This window comes from Marinomonas aquiplantarum, assembly GCF_003314975.1.
Taxonomy (GTDB): domain Bacteria; phylum Pseudomonadota; class Gammaproteobacteria; order Pseudomonadales; family Marinomonadaceae; genus Marinomonas; species Marinomonas aquiplantarum.
Genome location: NZ_QNRF01000004.1, coordinates 78,814 through 95,803 on the forward strand (window position 1 = coordinate 78,814; position 16,990 = coordinate 95,803).

Below are 16,990 nucleotides of genomic sequence, written 5' to 3' on the forward strand. Positions count from 1 at the left end.
CTCTAAGGCTAGCCTTGATCAAGAAGCAAAGTGAGGCTTTTTAATGTTATTGACTGCGCTTCATTTCACGAATCAAAAAGCGGCTAGGGTGCAATATATGGCTGACCTTTTGCTCCAATGGCGAAGGTGTCCCCAAAATTAAACTTGCCAAGTATTGACCACTCAGAGGTGTAGAGACTAAGCCTCGGGAACCGTGGCCTATGTTTATATACAGCTGACTGGCTTGTTCGGCAATGTCGTTGCATTGCCATTTCGCATTTCGACTTAATTGACCATAATGTTGTCGCAGCGCTTGTGGCGATTGAACAGGGCCAATAATTGGCGTGTAATCCGGTACTGCGCAACGAAACGAGACGCGACCTTCACAGTCTTCTGGGCTAAAGGTCTCGCTGGGTAAGTTCAATAAGCTTTCTAATATTTTGATATTTCGTTGATGCCCTTCAATACGAACGGTTTGGTCTTGATCATTCAAATCGTATGTTGAGCCAAAATGGACTTTATTGTTTAGTGGCGGTGAAACATAGCCAAACTCACACAACACCTTGTCTAGTTGTAGAGGCTCGTCATGCTCAATGGCCTGCAAACAACTTTGTTGTGCTTTAGGTAGGGCGATGTTGGCAACTTGACCTCGAATGGCGTAAGCCGGTGTGGCTGGAATGGCGGCAATTTTGTCCGTGTCATTCGCTGTGCAAACCACCACATGAGAGAAGACATCGTTATTGTCTTTATGTTTCGCGATCCATCGCTCACCCAGATCGAGTTTGGCTTGATCCGTTACGGCAACCAATTCTTCTAAACGGGTATTTAGTTGTACTGTAATATTTGGATGATCGAGCAGGGTTTGACACAAAGGGTTTGGTGCTACCCAGCCAGATAAAGGCAGATAAAGGCTACCGTCTCTGTCTTTAGAGGTTTGTAGCACTGACTCTGGGTAAAGTTTGCCGTCGAGCAGTTTCTTAAATCGTTGCTTTTCTTGGTCGTTTTTTGGGATTTGCGTTAACCCACAATTCCCCCAAAAGGCGTTCTTTTGATCCAGCTGTTGATAGTGTCGTGTAGCGTGTAAAAAAGCACTGAGATAAAAGCGATTCACAGGCGTATCCTGAGAAGCCAATTTGGGATAGAGCATGCCTTGAGGATTACCTGAAGCCCGATTAGCGACCTGATTATCCTGTTCCCATACGATTACTTTCACACCCTGTTCTGCTAGAGCGCGGGCGGTATTGGCTCCAGCTAAACCTGAGCCAACCACTAAGACTTTGGTAATGTGGCTGGGTTTGCTGGGTCTGACATTAAACCAAGCTTGGCCTTGTGACATGCGTTCTGGTAACGAGGTGGAATGAGGGAGTTGGCCAATGGCCATTTCTCTTTTATGACCAAACCCTTTTACTTTATTGACCTCAAAACCCACATTTTGAAGGCCTCTGCGGACAATGCCGGCGGCGGTAAAGGTGGCGAAAGTAGTGCCTTGATGACTCAGACGATGAATGTGATGGAAGAGTTTGTCACTCCACATTTCAGGGTTTTTACTCGGTGCGAAGCCATCTAGAAACCAGGCGTCCACATCGGCGTCAAGGGCTGTAAAACCGTCTTCAGCTTCACCAAACCATAAGGAAAGTTGGATTCGACCTTGGGCGAGCTGAATACGGTGTAAACCATGACAAAGCTCAGGATACGCGGCAATAAGCTCGTCACTATAAGTCTGTAATGATGGCCACATTTTGAGTGCAGAGCGCAAGGCATCTTTGCTCATGGGAAACTTTTCAACTGAGATGAAATGCAGTTGTCTATCGTTCGGCGCGTTTTCGATAAAACTTTGCCAAGCGCATAGAAAATTTAACCCTGTGCCAAAACCAGTTTCTGCAATCACAAAATGACCTTGTGTCATGGCTGACCAACGTTCGGGCAAATGATTATGCTTTAAGAATACATATCGGGTCTCTTCTAAGCCGGACTCTCGATCGAAGTAGACATCATCAAATTCACTGGATATGGGCGCACCTTCTGCGCTCCAATCCAGCTTTGGAGAATCAAGGCGATAACTATTCAACACGTTTGATGCTCTCGATCATAACCGGTGTGCTAGGGACATTTTCATAAGGACCTACTTTACGGGTATTGCTTGCGGCGATCTCATCAACCACCTCCATACCTGCTAGCACAGAGCCAAAAACGGTATAGCCTGCACCGCCACGCGCACCGTGATTCAGAAAATGGTTATCCACTTGATTGATAAAGAATTGTGAAGTGGCACTGTTTGGATCTTGTGTTCTCGCCATAGCCAAGGTGCCACGATTATTAGCAAGGCCATTGTCGCCTTCATAAGCAACGGCTTTGTGGGTGGATTTGCGCCCCATGTCTTGGGTAAAACCACCACCTTGAATCATAAAGCCACGCATAACACGATGGAAAATGGTGTCGTTGTAAAAGCCTTCATCCACGTAGCGCAAAAAATTGGCCACCGTTTTGGGTGCGGCTTGCTCATTTAAATCTACTCGAATTGTGCCCTGTGACGTTACAATATCCACTTGTGTCGCGTGAGTTTGGGTGCTGAAAGCCAGTAAGGCGAGGGCAGTCAAAATAAGGTGGCGCATGAAACGGTTTCCTTTTAGGTTTGGCCTCTAAACATGAGGCGTTTGTCTGTATGGCCATTTATTTACTTGTTGGAGAAAGCAAATGCGAACGGCAGTGGTTGAAATTGAATATTGTACTTTATGTCGTTGGATGTTGCGCGCGGCTTGGTTAGCACAAGAGCTGCTGACAACGTTTGATGATGATATCAAAAGTGTGACCTTGTTGCCGAGTCAAGGTGGTATTTTTAAAGTCAGAGTAAACGGTGAAGAAATTTGGTGTCGTAAAGCGGAAGAGGGGTTTCCAGAAGCCAAAGTGCTTAAGCAAAGATTGCGGGATGTGATTGATCCAGAGCGAGATCTTGGTCATTCAGACGTAAAAGATAAGAAGCCTCTTAATACTGAATCTTAGGCATAAAAAAGCGAAGATGAGTCTCTTCGCTTTTTTATTTGAATCTCTATGGCTATTAAAGCATAGGGATGGTCAGTTCGGAAAAACCTGCTTGAAAGGTTTGACTTCAACTGACTGATAGACGCCCGCCGCCACATAAGGGTCGGCTTCGGCCCACGATTTTGCTGCTTCTAGGTCAGTAAACTCAGCAATAATGATACTGCCAGTGAAGCCTGCTTCTCTCGGGTTATCGGATTCAATCGCAGGATTCGGGCCGGCCAATACCAATCGACCTTCTTTCTGCAAAGCTTCTAAGCGCTCAAGATGAGCAGGACGTACCGATTGACGTGCACTTAAACTGTTAGCAACGTCTTGCCCAACAATGGAGTACAGCATGGTTATTCCTTATTTTGTAAGTGTGATGACAAGTAAATGCCTTGCAGGATAATAAATACCACCGTCATCCCCAAAAGGCCGAAGAGTTTAAAGTCTACCCAAATGTCTTCACTGAAATTGAAGGCCACATAGAGGTTGGTCACACCAGATACAATGAAGAAGCCAACCCAAGCGAGGTTTAGGGTGCGCCAAACCTTAAAGGGTAAATCCAATTTGTCTCCCATCATGCGTTGAATGATGTTTTTGTTGCCAATGAACTGGCTGCCAAAAAACACGATGGCAAATAATCCATTCACTATGGTGGGCTTCCACTTAATAAAATCGCCATCGCCCATGAGAACGGTGGCGCCCCCAAGAAGCACAACCAGGGCTAAGGACACCAGGTGCATTTTTTCCACCGTTTTGTGTTTTAGCCAAGTGTAGCCAACTTGCAGAAGGGTTGCCGGAATTAAGACGGCGGTCGCTAAAATGATGTCGCCTGTCATTTTGTAGACAACAAAAAAGATAACAATGGGAAGAAAGTCGAATAGTAATTTCATATAAAAACCAATTTATGTATGCTGGCTTATAATAACCATCATTCCTTTTAAAGAACAGTCCGTCTATGCCAGAAGCTGCGAGTTACCGAAAAGTCGATTTACATACCCATTCCACACGTTCCGATGGCAAGCTTTCACCGACACAATTAATTGATTTGGCGGCTGAGCAAAAAGTGAGTTTATTTGCGTTGACTGATCACGACACCTTAGATGGTTTAAGTGAAGCGCGCCAACGAGCGGCAGAGCATGAGCTAAGCTTTATCAATGGTGTGGAATTATCGACCCAGTGGAATGGCATTCCCTTACACATGGTGGCTTTAAATTTCAGTGATGATAATTCAGCGTTACAAGCGATAGTGAAACAAAATCAAAGCATTCGCTTGGACAGAGCACGACGCATTGCGGATTTGTTGGTAAAACAAGGCTTGCCGGACTTATTTGATGAAGCGAGCACGCTTGCAGGAGAGAGCCAATTAGGGCGGCCGCATTTTGCTCAGTTGTTGGTGGAAAAAGGGCTTGTGAAGGACGCCAATAAAGCGTTTGATCGTTATTTAGGTAATAAGCGTTTAGGCAAATTAAGGGATGTTTGGCCAGAACTTGAGGATGTCTTAGGGGCGTTGGCTGAACAGGGGATGGAGCTGATCTTGGCGCATCCAAAACGTTACCCATTAACAGTCACCAAGTTACGACGCTTATTAGGGGATTTTAGTAAGTGGGGGGGAACTGGTATAGAAGTGGCTTCCGGGAATGAACGTCCGGATCATGTTCGTCTATTAGAATCCTTATCCACAACCTTTGGTTTAAAAGCCTCTGCAGGCAGTGACTATCATGGGCCTTTTGGTCCTTGGATGCAGGTCGGTAAGTTTACTCAAATTCATGAAAGTCAGGTGGATTTGGTTTGGCAGCATTGGCATTGAGCATTATCAGGGCAGCACAACCTCTTATTTGAGGTGGAGAGAAGTATGAGTCAATTTTTTCAAATACATCCAGAGAATCCACAAGTTCGCTTGATAAAACAAGCGGCAGAAGTGATTCGTCAAGGTGGTGTGATTGCGTATCCAACGGATTGTGGCTACTCCTTGGGTTGTCACCTAGGAGATAAATCGGCGTTGGACAGAATACGTGCCATTCGGCGCTTAGACGACAAACACAACTTTACCCTAGTGTGTCGAGATTTATCTGAAATTTCGACCTATGCTCGTTTTGATAATCGTTTATATCGATTGCTAAAAAGTAATACGCCAGGCCCTTACACCTTTATTTTTTCGGCAACTTCCGAAGTGCCAAGACGTTTATTGCATCCAAAACGTAAAACCATTGGTATTCGTGTACCAAATAATCGCATTGTCTCTGCTTTGTTAGAGGAATTGGGTGAGCCGATTATGAGCTCGTCTTTGATCTTACCTGGTGAAACGGACCCTATGACGGATCCGTATGATATTCGCGATACTTTGGAACATGCTCTAGATTTAGTGATTGATGGTGGTTTTTGTGGCTTCCAACCAACCACAGTGGTAGCAATGGAGGCCGATAATATTGAGGTCATTCGAGTCGGAGCAGGTGATCCAGCACCATTTACGTAAATTGTTGTATTTTCAGCTGTTAGGCCCTGTTTGTCTGGCCTATAATACAGGGTATTAAGTATTGAATTTTGTTGACATAGGTTGCTGAGAAGCATTCCCCAAAAGAGGTTCGTAATGGACGAAAAGTTACAGAAAGTATTAGCGCGTGCAGGACAAGGTTCTCGACGTGAAATGGAAAATCGTATTCGCGAAGGTCGCGTCATGGTCAATGGCGAAGTCGCGACTCTGGGTGATCGCGTCAGTATCACGGATTCTATTACTATTGATGGTTATGCCATTGTGGCGACAGAAGCCGGTGCTAATCGTCGAGTCATCATTTACAACAAACCAGAAGGCGAAGTTTGTACCCGTAAAGATCCAGAAGGTCGCACAACCGTATTTGAAAAGCTGCCTAAATTACGTGGTGAGCGCTGGATTGCCGTTGGCCGATTAGACATTAATACTTCTGGTCTGTTGTTGTTTACAACGGATGGCGAGTTGGCCAATCGCTTGATGCACCCTTCCACTGAAATCGACCGAGAATACTTGGTGCGAGTGATGGGAGAGGTGACGGATGAAAATTTAGACAATCTTAAAAAAGGTGTGAACCTTGAAGATGGTCCGGCAAAATTCACCGATATCGTCGACGGTGGTGGTGAAGGCATTAACCATTGGTTTTATGTTTGCCTGATGGAAGGTCGTAACCGAGAGGTTCGTCGCCTTTGGGAGTCTCAAGGTGTGAAAGTAAACCGTTTGAAACGTGTTCGTTTTGGTCCGGTTTTCTTACCGTCGAAAGCAAAGGTTGGTCGTTGGGTTGAGATGGAAAACGATGAAGTGAACGCGTTATGCGATCTGGTCGATTTACCATCTACATCAACTCAGCCTAAGACTCAGCAGCAAAAGCTGGACATGAAGCGTAACAAGAATAAAGCGACGGCAGGTGGTGCTCGTCGTGCCAAAGGCTTTGATTGGCAATCAAGTGAAAAACCAGAGTTTAAGCCGAAAAAGCCTGGCAAAAGATCATTTCGATAAATACCCGTCACGGTTGGAGATAGAATAAGCATGGTTCGCTGGATGATTTTGTTGGTAGTAGTATTGCTCGCAGGCTTTTTTGTTTACGTCAAAATGAACAATCAGATGCCAGAAGGATTAGGCGTTACAAATGGACAGTTGAAGCTTTGTTCCGGCGCTCCAAATTGTGTTTCCACCCAAGCAGACCAAACCGATGAGGCTCACTTTGCAGAGCCTCTGGTGTATTCCGGTCGTCGTCAAGATGTGCAGCTAAGAATTGAAGCTTATATGCTGCGACAAGGTGCTAAATTAGTTGATCATTCGCTAGGTTATGCGCACTTTGAGGTAGAAAGTGACATTGTCGGCTATATTGATGATGTTGAGTTTTATTTACCGAAAAGCGACAGTGTTGTACATATTCGATCGGCATCACGTGTTGGTTATTCTGATTTTGGAATTAATCGTGACAGAGTTAGACAAATTCAAGATCTTCTAGTAGATTGAAGTTAAGCTTGTTGATTTATAAGTAATTAAAACTAAAGCAGAAATTGGACGAGGACTGCCCATGAGTGTGAATGAAGACCAAACAATTCTGATTGTTGAGGATGATGAGCGCTTGGCCTCGCTCACCCAAGAATATTTACAAAAAAATGGTTTTAATGTGAGCGTTGAGCCTGATGGCCGTAAAGCCATTAGTCGAATTGTGAATGAACAACCTTCCCTTGTTATTTTGGATTTGATGCTACCAGGTGCAGACGGTTTTACGGTATGCCGTAGTGTTCGTAATGAATACAAGGGGCCAATTTTGATGTTGACCGCACGCAGTGACGATGTGGATCAGATTCTTGGCTTAGAAATTGGCGCAGATGATTACGTATCCAAGCCAGCGAAGCCGCGTGTCTTACTAGCACGAGTCCAATCTTTGCTTCGTCGAAGCACGCAAGATGTTGATCTGACCATTGATGCCACGAAAGAAGAGCAGAATCTGGTTTTTGGTCCACTGAAAATTGATAACTCTCGTCGTGAAGCTTGGTTGTCGAATGAAGAAGTGGAACTCACCAGTGCGGAATTTGATCTCCTTTGGTTATTGGCGAGCAGTGCTGGTCGAATCCTGAGTCGTGAGGAAATCTTCGGTGAATTACGTGGTATTGAATACGATGGCCAAGATCGCTCAGTCGATGTTCGTATTTCACGTATTCGTTCAAAAATTGGTGATGACCCGATTCATCCCCGCCGAATAAAGACCATTCGTAGTAAAGGTTATTTATTCGTAAAAGAAGTATAAGGCTTTTATGCGTGAAGAAATGTGGCGACTTTATCGACACCTCATTATTGGTGGTGTCTTGGTCGTAGCAGCTTGTTTTGCTGTCATGGAATTCACGCAAATTCGTTACGAGACCACGCGGACTGAGCAGCTACTTTCTGTGGATGCAGAGCTCAGTGCGGTACTCTTCCTGTCCGGTGTAAGTCGAGATCTACCCAGTTCTCGCTTTGACTGGACAGTACGGCCTTCCGAACGCTTTAGCGTTGATGAAATCACGTCTTTACTTAAAAGCAAAAGCTGGTTGAAATTGCCTGATGGTAGCTACCAAGTCGCGCTTGGTCCTGTTGAAACACCTCTTCTCATTGGTCGCACGAAAGCAGGGCCGTTTATCTTCAGAATTGAGCCTTTGCTGGACCAGTTTATTTTTGCGGATCTGTTTTCTTATCAAGACAAAAAAGCCCTATTCGAAAGCATGTCTAGTGTCTCCATGGTGCCTTCAACGCAGCAAGTGACTGCTGAGCTTACTGGTGTGGCACGAATTCATGGTATTTACAGCGAATACGGCTTTATCTGGAAGGATGCAGAAGCCCCAGAGCCTGTGTATTTATCGGCGGCAGACAGAGATTATATTTCTTTAACTTTTACGGTTGTCGCTGTTTCTGGCATTGGTATGGCTATTATGCTGGTGCTGATTTGGCGTGAGTTACTGACTCTCGATTTTAAGCGGAAAACCTTTGAAAGTATTACACGGCAAATTGCTCGTGGTCGCAGCGGTTTACCAAAAGGCATTCCTGATAGCAGTGGTACTTTAAAAGAGCTAGCTTATTCCTTTGACTCCATGTCTTCTCATATTCAGCGCCTGTTAAAAGTTCAGCGTGAAATGATTAATGCCATTTCTCATGAGTTAAGAACGCCGATTGCTCGTCTTCGTTTTGGGTTAGAAGTGATGAAAGATGAAGTGGATGAAGACGTTGCCACCACCGTTGAAGCCTTAGAAGGGGATGTGGAAGAGCTAAACACATTGGTTGATGAGGTGTTAACTTATGGTAAGTTGGAAGACGGCTCGTTGGCATTAAACTTCAATGAAATTGCCATGACGGACCTTATTGACGGAATTTTGCAGCATAACAATCCATTATTAAAACACTTGGAAGTAGAAGTCCGAATGGATGAAAATGACCTTGTGGTAGCGGACGAGCACCATTTGAATCGAGCGCTACAAAACTTGATTTTGAATGCAGCCAAATACGCAGCAGGTAAGATCACCATCACCTTTTCGCAAGACTCTGAACGTTGGCAAGTTGACATTGAAGATGATGGCCCAGGAATCGCGTTTGAAGACAGAGATAAAGTGTTTATTCCATTTCAGCGTTTGGACAACAGCCGAACGCGCGCTTCTGGTGGTTACGGACTTGGTTTAGCTATTGTACAGCGTATTGCATTTTGGCATGGTGGCGCAGTATTGATTGATGCCAGTGAATCAGGCGGTGCAAAATTCAGTTTAATCTGGTCACGCAGTCAGCATCAAACAACCTTGTCTTAATGCTGACTTCCCCATTGTTGCTTGGTTGTTATAGCTCTGGCGCTAAAATGCCTTTCAAATTCTTAAAGCATGTCTTAGAAGCCGTATTAATTAAATCTTCCATGTAGGCGTTTTCTCTTTGATCTTTACGGATTGCCAAATAGAGTTTGCACCAAACACCTTCTTCGCCCAGCGACTTAGTGATTACGTACTGACGATTGGTGTATTCGGTTAGAGCCCAGTTTGGTAAACAGCATACGCCTCGACCGCTGGCGACTAATTGCATCATCATTAAGGTCAATTCACTGTGGCGTATCTTCGCCGGTGCCATTCCTGCTGGGTTGAGGAAATGCTTGAATATGTCCAATCTCTCAGACTCAACAGGGTAGCTAATCAGTGTTTCCTCGAGAAAGTCTTCTGGCACTAGAAAGTCTTTTTTAGCAAGAGCGTGATGACGTGACAAGGCGACTTGAGATTCGTATTGAAACAAAGGAATGTATTCGATATTGGGTAGGTCTTGTGGATCAGAGGTGACAACCAAATCCAAATCCCCACGTGCGAGCGCAGGCAGCGGCATAAAACCAAATGCTGTGGACAAATCAAGTTCCACATCTGGCCAGTGTTCGCGGAAGTGATCAATGGTTGGCATTAACCATTCATAGCAACTATGACATTCGATCGCGATGTGCAAACGGCCGCTTTCACCTTCGGCAAAGCGTTGAATGTCGCGTTGAGCAGAACGGAATGATACCAATACATCGTCTGCCAATTGCAGCAAGCGCAGACCTGCGCTGGTAAAGCGAACCGGTTTGGTTTTACGAATAAAAAGTGGGCATCCAAGCTTTTCTTCTAGGTCTTTTAACTGATGTGAGAGAGCGGATTGAGTTAAATGAACTCGCTCTGCGGCTTCCACTAAGCTGCCTGTTTCTCTCAGTGCGGTGAGTGTTTTTAAATGCCTAACTTCAATGATGCTCATGGTAGTTCACTATAGATGAGTTTTATTCAATACTTGAAATGTAAAAAAGCCCGTTCACATCAATATGGGAACGAGCTTGTCTATTGTCTTAGTGACGGATTAAAAATTCAAGTAATGCTTTTTGAGCATGCAGTCGATTTTCAGCCTCATCCCAAACAACTGAGTCTGGATGGTCTAAGACTTCAGCTGAGACTTCTTCGCCTCTATGAGCTGGTAAACAATGCATGAAAAGGGCATCTGAGTTCGCTTTTGACATCAAATCCGCGTTGACCTGAAAGCCATCGAAATCTTTTAAGCGTTGCTCTTGCTCGTCTTCTTGCCCCATAGAAGCAAACACATCGGTCACGATCAAATCAGCATCGGTGGCTGCTTGGTGTGCGTCATGAAGAATAGTGACGCGATCCTGATGCTCTGCCACCAATTCTGCGCTAGGCTCGTAACCTTTAGGGCAAGCGACAACCAGTTGAAAGTCTAATAAAGCGGCGGCGTTTATGTAGGAGTTACACATATTGTTGCCATCGCCAACCCAAACGACTTTCTTACCTTCGATTGAGCCTCGATGTTCTTGGTAGGTTTGCATGTCGGCCAATAGCTGGCAAGGGTGGTAATCATCCGTTAATGCGTTGATCACAGGAACGGAAGAGTATTTAGCGAAGGTTTCTACTGTCTTGTGATCAAATGTACGAATCATGACCGCATCAACCATACTGGAGATAACCCGTGCGCTGTCTTCTACCGGTTCACCACGACCCAATTGGGTATCTCTTGGTGACAAGAACAGGGCGTGGCCACCAAATTGCGCCATACCAGCTTCAAAAGATACTCGAGTTCGAGTCGATGACTTTTCAAAGATCATCGCCAATACACGGTTTTTTAAGGGTTGAAATAAAGTGCCTTCACGATGAATTTTCTTAAGCTCAGAAGCCCGTAATAGTAATTGTTTTAACTCATCGGAGGATAGATCCTTCAGAGTAAGAAAATGTCTTGGCGACACGTGATGACTCCTTAATTGTCTTTTGAAAAGGGAATCGACCAATTTAATACACTAGACTATGTGAGTAAAGGGGCTTTGATGGGATAATGTGTAACGAAAGCCGGATTATGGGGTTGTAAATTGCCTATTAGACCTCATAAACTGATGCAACTTTAAAGAGCAATCGACAACGACTTTTATCGGCCGCTTCATTGAGCCAAATTAAAGTCCCGATTGGTATAGCAAAAAAGCGAGGTTTTTAGCGTGAGTAACACAATCGAAACAATTAAAGAGCAGATTAGCAATAACGATATTTTGTTGTACATGAAGGGGAATCCTCGTGCACCACAGTGTGGTTTTTCCTCACAAGCGGTTCAAGCCCTGATGTCTTGTGGCGAGCGTTTTGCTTTTGTGAACATTCTAGACAATCCAGACATTCGCGCTGAGTTACCAAAATTCGCGAATTGGCCAACATTCCCTCAATTATGGGTAAAAGGCGAGCTGGTTGGCGGTTGTGACATTATCGTTGAGATGGCCGGTAATGGTGAGTTACAAGAATTAATCAAAAATGCTGTTGGTGAGTCTGAAGAATAAGCACCTATATTCAGAGAATACCAAATAAAGATTCAAACTAAGCAAATCAAAGGAGACGCTTAACATGTCTATTTTAGTCGGAAAAAAAGCACCAGATTTTACTGTTCCAGCCGTACTTGCGGATGGCCAGATCGTTGATTCTTTCAACTTAGCAGAAACCATCAAGGGTAAATACGCGATCGTATTCTTCTACCCATTGGATTTCACATTCGTTTGCCCGTCTGAAATCATTGCTATGTCTCACCGTATGGAAAAATTCCGTGAAATGGGTGTAGAAGTGATTGGTGTGTCTATCGATTCACATTTCACTCACAACGCTTGGCGTAACACACCTGTAGATCAGGGTGGTATTGGTGCTGTCGAGTACACCCTTGCTGCGGATATGGATCACGAAATTGCCAAAGCATACGGTATCGAATCTGAAGGTGGTGACTCTTACTACCCTGCAGGCGTAGCAATGCGTGCGTCTTTCGTAATTGACCAAAAAGGCATTGTGCGTTCACAGGTTGTAAACGATGAGCCTATCGGTCGTAACATGGATGAGCTTGTTCGTGTTGTTGATGCGCTTCAATTCTTTGAAGAAAATGGTCAAGTTTGCCCTGCAGGTTGGAATAAAGGCGATAAAGGCATGGAAACATCACCAGAAGGTGTGGCTTCTTACCTAGCTGAGAGTGCTAAATCTCTATAAGATTGTGCTTGTATAAAGCGATAATCTAATAAAAGCGTACATCATTTGATGTGCGCTTTTTTATTGCCTGAGGCTTAGCTTAGATGACTTCGTAGAGTTCAAGCGGTAGCTCGTCTGGATCGGCAAAAAAAGTGAAGCGTTTACCGGTCAGTTCATCGACTCGAACCGGTTCTGTTGCGACACCTTGTTGCTGTAAGTAATCGATGCTGTCGTCTAAGTTTTCTACGGCAAAGGCCAAATGACGTAAGCCTTGGGCTTCTGGCCTTGAGGGGCGAGCAGGCGGATTAGGAAAGGAAAAAAGTTCGATTTGCGAGCTGTCATTAATTGCCAGATCAAGCTTGTAAGACTGGCGATTTTCTCGGTAGGTTTCACGAATAATCTTTAGACCTAATATCTGATGATAAAAGTGTTTAGAAACAGCATAATCTGAACAGATGATGGCAACATGATGAATGTTTGACAATTTAAGCATAGGGTACTTTCTGCATATTACTTTGGCGTTTATTTTTTACTGGCTTGAGCGTTAAATTCATTGGCCACATCAATCACCTGCCGTCTAAACCATATGTGACTTGCATCATGATGCAATAATGGGCTCCATATCATTTTTAGCTCGATTTTGGGGATATCGAAGGGTGGCTCTAAAATCACCAAATCTGGGTTTTTCTTGTTCACCATGGCGACTTTTTTCGGCAACGTAGCAATCAAGTCTTGTTCTAGAGCAAGGTGCATCGCCGTGTGATAACTGCGAGTAAAGACACGAATACTGCGTTTACGTTCAATGGCTTGTAAGGCTTCGTCAACCCAACCCAGTTTCTGTACATCGGTTGGGTCCATGCCGACGCCAATACCAAAGCCCGTTTTACTCACCCAAATGTGCTGGGCTTTTAAGTAAGCCTCCAAGTCGAATTCGTCTTTAATCGGGTTGTCTACACTCATCATACAAACGAAAGTATCGAGCCAAACGCTTTTTTGGTGGAAGGATTGTGGTAATTCTTCAAAGCGGTTGATAGCCATGTCTATTTTGCCGGCTTCTACGTCGTGAAAGGTCACATCGCTTGGAGTCATGATATCGAGTGTAATACCTGGCGCATATTCACGTAGGCGGTTGAGCAAACGTGGGATAACAGTAGAGGCAGCATAGTCACTTGCCATAATGCGAAAGACGCGGGTACTGGTGCTTTCGTTGAAGTCGGCTTCAGGCTGTAAGGCTTCTTCTAAGTCCAGTAAAACTTTGCGGACGATGGGTTGAAGTCGTAACGCTTTTTCGGTCGGCTTCATGCCTTCGCTAGTGCGCACCAATAATGGGTCATTTAATAAATCACGAAGACGTTTAAGACCATTACTCATGGCTGGCTGAGTAATATTGAGCTTGTTGGCTGACCTTGTCACATTGCATTCTCTTAATAGTACATCGAGGTAAATCAGCAGGTTCAGGTCGATCTTATTAATATTCATAGGAGTTTAATTATTGAATCCGTTGTTATGGCTGTTACACATTTGTTAGCGCTGGAATGGCGCGACAAAGGTCAATAAAACGTTGTGCATTTTGCGTTAACGCCGTATTTCTTGGGGTAACGATTAATAAATTGCGATTTAATTTTAATGGGGTTTGGTACAGCCTGATTAAACCTGCGTTTAATTCTTGCGAAATTGCCATACGAGACAAACAGCCTAAGCCCATTTGATGAATCACCGCTTGTTTTACTGCTTCCATGTGCGCCAAGGATAGCACCACATTTAATTGCGGAATTTCCGCGCCAGTGGCTTGTTCGAGAATATTGCGTGTGCCTGAGCCGGACTCACGCATCACCCAATTTGCTTGTTTCAAATCGTCCCACGAAAGCATTTCCGGGCGATCTTCTTTGGTAGAGCCAAACACCACAAGTTCGTCTTGTAACCAGACTTGAGTCATTAGCTCAGCGTGCTGGCAATACCCTTCAATGAAGCCGACTTCGGCCTTCCCTGTTAACAGCTGTTGAATGACGCTTTGCGTATTGCCAATATCGAGATTGAAACGAATGTTCGGATGCTGTTGCTTAAAGCTCGACATCTGCTTTGGTAATAAATAATTACCGACGCTGACGCTGGCTGCTAAGTGAAGAGAGCCACTTAATTCATCTTCATTTCCCATGCTTTCAATTTGTTCTATCTGACTCAACACTGACCTGGCTTGTGGCAAAAGGTGCCTTGCTTGAGGGGTGATTTGCAGGCGTTTACCATGACGACGAAATAAAGGTCGACCAAGTAACGCTTCTAACTCTCTCAACGCTTGGCTGGCAGCAGGTTGGCTGATTGACACCATATCCGCTGCCGCGGTGACTGAACCGGTATGGACAACGGCTTCAAAAATTTGTAGCTGTCTCAGTGTGATTCTCATTCGTAAAGGGGCACCTTGTGTTTATTGCATTCAGAAAAACGAAAGAAGTGAAAATAGAGTGTTGCATCAGCTTCCTTAGCTTTTATTCCATTCCATTCTGATGATGTCTAATCATAAACTGAAATCATACTTTGTGCGTATGGGAGTTTTAGGTAAATGGTGAATTAATTTGCAATTTCGTGAATAAAGCAGGCAATTCGTATTAATTTCATATTTTTATGCAACGCTACTTTCATGTTTCGATTGGTAACTTCTGTAGATATTGGACATTGAAGAAGAGTATTATTTGTAACTTAAATCGATGGTTTTTTGGACAGACTAGGTGGCGTCTTTAATGGATGATTTTGTTCCGACGGTTTTGATAGTAGATGATGTACCGGAAAATTTACGTATTTTAAAAGACGTAATTTCTTCATTGGATTGTCAGTTGCTGGTGGCTAACTCAGGAGAGCGGGCGCTTGAATTGCTGGAAAGAACCCAGCCCTGTCTAGTGCTGTTGGATGTCATGATGGGTGGTATCGATGGTTTTGAAACCTGTCGACGAATACGAGCTCTTCCCAATGGTAAAGATCTTCCTGTCATTTTTGTGACGGCTTTAGCTGACGAAATTAGTCGAGGCTTTGAGGCCGGCGGCCACGATTACATTAGCAAACCATTTCGAGTGGAAGAAGTGCGTGCGCGGGTCTCTCACCAGTTAGAAAAGTTTCAACTCCTTAATGAGCTGAAAGCCTTAACCACTAGTCTTGAAGACAAAGTTCGTGAACGTACGGCGGACTTGAACCTAGTTAATCGGAATTTACGCAAAGAGGTTAATGAGCGTCGCTATATGCAGGACCGCTTAAAGTACCTGGCTAAACATGACTTCGTTACTCAACTCTACAACCGCGATGCTCTAGATGAGCACGTGTCGCTGTTAATTTCCACCGTGCAATCAGATCAAACCACACAAGTACCGTACTTTATAATGATTGATGTGAATGAATTTCGCTTGATTAATGACTCTTGCGGTTGCATCGCTGGTGATGAATTGTTACACCAAATAGCGGCCTTAATTACCGGGGTAATTGATCCTAAAAGCGATTTTGGTGCCCGTTTGAGTGGCGATAAATTTGTCATTGTTTTACGTGATGGTGGCGTACCTGCTGTCGAGTCGTTTTTCCGTGCCTTTAATCAATTGCTAGAAGACTTTGTGTTTATTTGGGACGATCGTCATTTCCGTATGAGCGTGACTCAGGTTGCCATGCCGATCACCGAGGATATGGTGTCTTTTGAGCAAGTCGTCATGTTAGCAGATGAAGTTTGCTACTCCAGTAAAAAAGCGGGTATTCATTCTCGGGTCATTCGCAATGCTCAAGATTTGGCTTACGAAGAGCACAGAGGCAATTTAAATTGGGGGCTGCGTATTATTGACGGCCTTGAAAAAGACTTATTCGAAGTGCACTTCCAACAAGTGTGCTCGTTAGTTCAGCAAGCACCTAAAAAGAAAATCGAAATTTTGGTGCGCTTAAGAGACGAAGCGAGCGGTAACTTAATTTATCCGAACGATTTTATTCGTGCTGCTGAGCGCTTTGGCATCATCTCTAAGATTGATCGATGGGTTATTCAACATACTATGGCAGAGTTGTCTGAACGCACCGAACTATGGGATGAAGTAGATCAAGTGGCGCTTAATGTGTCTGCTTTGTCTGTTCGTCAGGCGGATTTCTCAGATTTTATACTTGAGCAGTTAGACACATATCAATTAGACGGACGTAAATTTTGTTTTGAAGTGACGGAAACGGAAGCGTTGAATAACTTCACGGACACTCGTCGCTTCATGTCTAAATTGCACGAACAGGGTTGCAGCATTGCCTTAGACGATTTTGGGACTGGCTTTTCCTCCTTCGCTTACCTGATGGACTTACCTTTTGATTTGATCAAAATTGATGGCATGTTCATTAAGGATATGCACGTCAATGACATTCATTTTGGTATGGTAGACTCCATCGTCAAACTGGCAAAAATGCTCAATAAACCTGTAGTAGCAGAGTTTGTTGAAAACCAAACCATTGTTGATCAATTGACCTCATTGGGTGTGGAATGGGGCCAAGGTTACCATTTTCATAAGCCTGAAAAGCTGTGATCCAT

General features: G+C 44.3%; 19 protein-coding genes. 10 read left to right on the forward strand and 9 right to left on the reverse strand.

All coding sequences use genetic code 11. The features are described 5' to 3' along the window. Positions 1-46: 46 nt before the first annotated feature. Positions 47-2,050: a bifunctional tRNA (5-methylaminomethyl-2-thiouridine)(34)-methyltransferase MnmC2/FAD-dependent 5-carboxymethylaminomethyl-2-thiouridine(34) oxidoreductase MnmC1 gene (gene mnmC, locus DFP76_RS08535; protein WP_113874224.1), complete on the reverse strand. Its 2,004-nt coding sequence runs from the start codon at positions 2,048-2,050 to the stop codon at positions 47-49. After that, the gene (locus DFP76_RS08540; RefSeq protein WP_113874225.1) at positions 2,040-2,591 is read right to left on the reverse strand and encodes a peptidylprolyl isomerase; all 552 of its coding nucleotides are present in this window, start codon (positions 2,589-2,591) and stop codon (positions 2,040-2,042) included. The genes mnmC and DFP76_RS08540 overlap by 11 nt, the downstream gene beginning before the upstream one ends. Positions 2,592-2,673: 82 nt before the next feature. Here DFP76_RS08540 and DFP76_RS08545 point away from each other — a divergent pair, with 82 nt between their 5' ends. Continuing rightward, a complete protein-coding gene (locus tag DFP76_RS08545) occupies positions 2,674-2,979 on the forward strand; it encodes an Rdx family protein (RefSeq protein ID WP_113874226.1) in 306 nt (101 codons plus the stop codon). A 72-nt stretch (positions 2,980-3,051) separates the two neighbouring features. On the opposite strand, the gene DFP76_RS08550 is transcribed toward DFP76_RS08545, so the two are convergent. Both DFP76_RS08550 and DFP76_RS08555 read right to left on the reverse strand, forming a co-directional pair. Beyond that, a complete protein-coding gene (locus tag DFP76_RS08550) occupies positions 3,052-3,354 on the reverse strand; it encodes a YciI family protein (protein WP_113874227.1) in 303 nt (100 codons plus the stop codon). A 2-nt stretch (positions 3,355-3,356) separates the two neighbouring features. Beyond that, complete coding sequence (locus DFP76_RS08555; RefSeq protein WP_113874228.1) at positions 3,357-3,893, reverse strand: septation protein A; 537 nt, start codon at positions 3,891-3,893, stop codon at positions 3,357-3,359. 65 nt (positions 3,894-3,958) lie between these two features. On the opposite strand from DFP76_RS08555, the gene DFP76_RS08560 reads away from it, so the two are divergent. The 6 genes from DFP76_RS08560 to DFP76_RS08585 all read left to right on the forward strand — a co-directional run bounded on the left by DFP76_RS08560 (position 3,959) and on the right by DFP76_RS08585 (position 9,273). Further along, positions 3,959-4,810 carry a PHP domain-containing protein gene (locus DFP76_RS08560; protein WP_113874229.1) on the forward strand — a complete coding sequence of 284 codons (852 nt, stop codon included), beginning with the start codon at positions 3,959-3,961 and terminating at the stop codon, positions 4,808-4,810. 45 nt (positions 4,811-4,855) lie between these two features. Further along, positions 4,856-5,476, forward strand: coding sequence for an L-threonylcarbamoyladenylate synthase (locus tag DFP76_RS08565; RefSeq protein WP_113874230.1), 621 nt, complete (start codon positions 4,856-4,858; stop codon positions 5,474-5,476). Positions 5,477-5,590: 114 nt separating this feature from the next. After that, on the forward strand, positions 5,591-6,487 hold the full coding sequence (gene rluB, locus DFP76_RS08570; RefSeq protein ID WP_113874231.1) for a 23S rRNA pseudouridine(2605) synthase RluB: 897 nt from the start codon (positions 5,591-5,593) through the stop codon (positions 6,485-6,487). 30 nt (positions 6,488-6,517) lie between these two features. Next, positions 6,518-6,970, forward strand: coding sequence for a DUF1499 domain-containing protein (locus DFP76_RS08575; protein ID WP_113874232.1), 453 nt, complete (start codon positions 6,518-6,520; stop codon positions 6,968-6,970). Positions 6,971-7,031: 61 nt separating this feature from the next. Further along, the gene (locus DFP76_RS08580; protein ID WP_113874233.1) at positions 7,032-7,751 is read left to right on the forward strand and encodes a response regulator; all 720 of its coding nucleotides are present in this window, start codon (positions 7,032-7,034) and stop codon (positions 7,749-7,751) included. Between the two features lie 7 nt (positions 7,752-7,758). Next, the gene (locus tag DFP76_RS08585; RefSeq protein ID WP_113874234.1) at positions 7,759-9,273 is read left to right on the forward strand and encodes an ATP-binding protein; all 1,515 of its coding nucleotides are present in this window, start codon (positions 7,759-7,761) and stop codon (positions 9,271-9,273) included. Between the two features lie 28 nt (positions 9,274-9,301). Here the strand turns inward: DFP76_RS08585 and DFP76_RS08590 are convergent, their stop codons facing one another. Both DFP76_RS08590 and argF read right to left on the reverse strand, forming a co-directional pair. Further along, positions 9,302-10,228, reverse strand: coding sequence for a LysR family transcriptional regulator (locus DFP76_RS08590; protein ID WP_113874235.1), 927 nt, complete (start codon positions 10,226-10,228; stop codon positions 9,302-9,304). An 88-nt stretch (positions 10,229-10,316) separates the two neighbouring features. After that, positions 10,317-11,222: an ornithine carbamoyltransferase gene (argF, locus tag DFP76_RS08595; RefSeq protein WP_113874236.1), complete on the reverse strand. Its 906-nt coding sequence runs from the start codon at positions 11,220-11,222 to the stop codon at positions 10,317-10,319. Between the two features lie 243 nt (positions 11,223-11,465). Here argF and grxD point away from each other — a divergent pair, with 243 nt between their 5' ends. Both grxD and DFP76_RS08605 read left to right on the forward strand, forming a co-directional pair. After that, positions 11,466-11,795 carry a Grx4 family monothiol glutaredoxin gene (grxD, locus tag DFP76_RS08600; RefSeq protein WP_113874237.1) on the forward strand — a complete coding sequence of 110 codons (330 nt, stop codon included), beginning with the start codon at positions 11,466-11,468 and terminating at the stop codon, positions 11,793-11,795. Between the two features lie 64 nt (positions 11,796-11,859). Continuing rightward, on the forward strand, positions 11,860-12,483 hold the full coding sequence (locus DFP76_RS08605; RefSeq protein ID WP_063333751.1) for a peroxiredoxin: 624 nt from the start codon (positions 11,860-11,862) through the stop codon (positions 12,481-12,483). A 79-nt stretch (positions 12,484-12,562) separates the two neighbouring features. On the opposite strand, the gene gloA2 is transcribed toward DFP76_RS08605, so the two are convergent. From gloA2 to DFP76_RS08620, 3 genes are read right to left on the reverse strand one after another with little or no spacing between them, the layout of a single operon-like run. Then, entirely contained in the window at positions 12,563-12,955 is a 393-nt protein-coding gene (gloA2, locus tag DFP76_RS08610; protein WP_113874238.1) for an SMU1112c/YaeR family gloxylase I-like metalloprotein, read from the reverse strand. Between the two features lie 29 nt (positions 12,956-12,984). Further along, the gene (locus DFP76_RS08615) at positions 12,985-13,941 is read right to left on the reverse strand and encodes a LysR family transcriptional regulator (protein WP_113874239.1); all 957 of its coding nucleotides are present in this window, start codon (positions 13,939-13,941) and stop codon (positions 12,985-12,987) included. A gap of 34 nt (positions 13,942-13,975) precedes the next feature. Further along, positions 13,976-14,863, reverse strand: coding sequence for a LysR substrate-binding domain-containing protein (locus tag DFP76_RS08620; RefSeq protein ID WP_113874240.1), 888 nt, complete (start codon positions 14,861-14,863; stop codon positions 13,976-13,978). A gap of 334 nt (positions 14,864-15,197) precedes the next feature. Here DFP76_RS08620 and DFP76_RS08625 point away from each other — a divergent pair, with 334 nt between their 5' ends. Beyond that, on the forward strand, positions 15,198-16,985 hold the full coding sequence (locus DFP76_RS08625) for an EAL domain-containing protein (protein WP_113874241.1): 1,788 nt from the start codon (positions 15,198-15,200) through the stop codon (positions 16,983-16,985). Positions 16,986-16,990 lie beyond the last annotated feature (5 nt).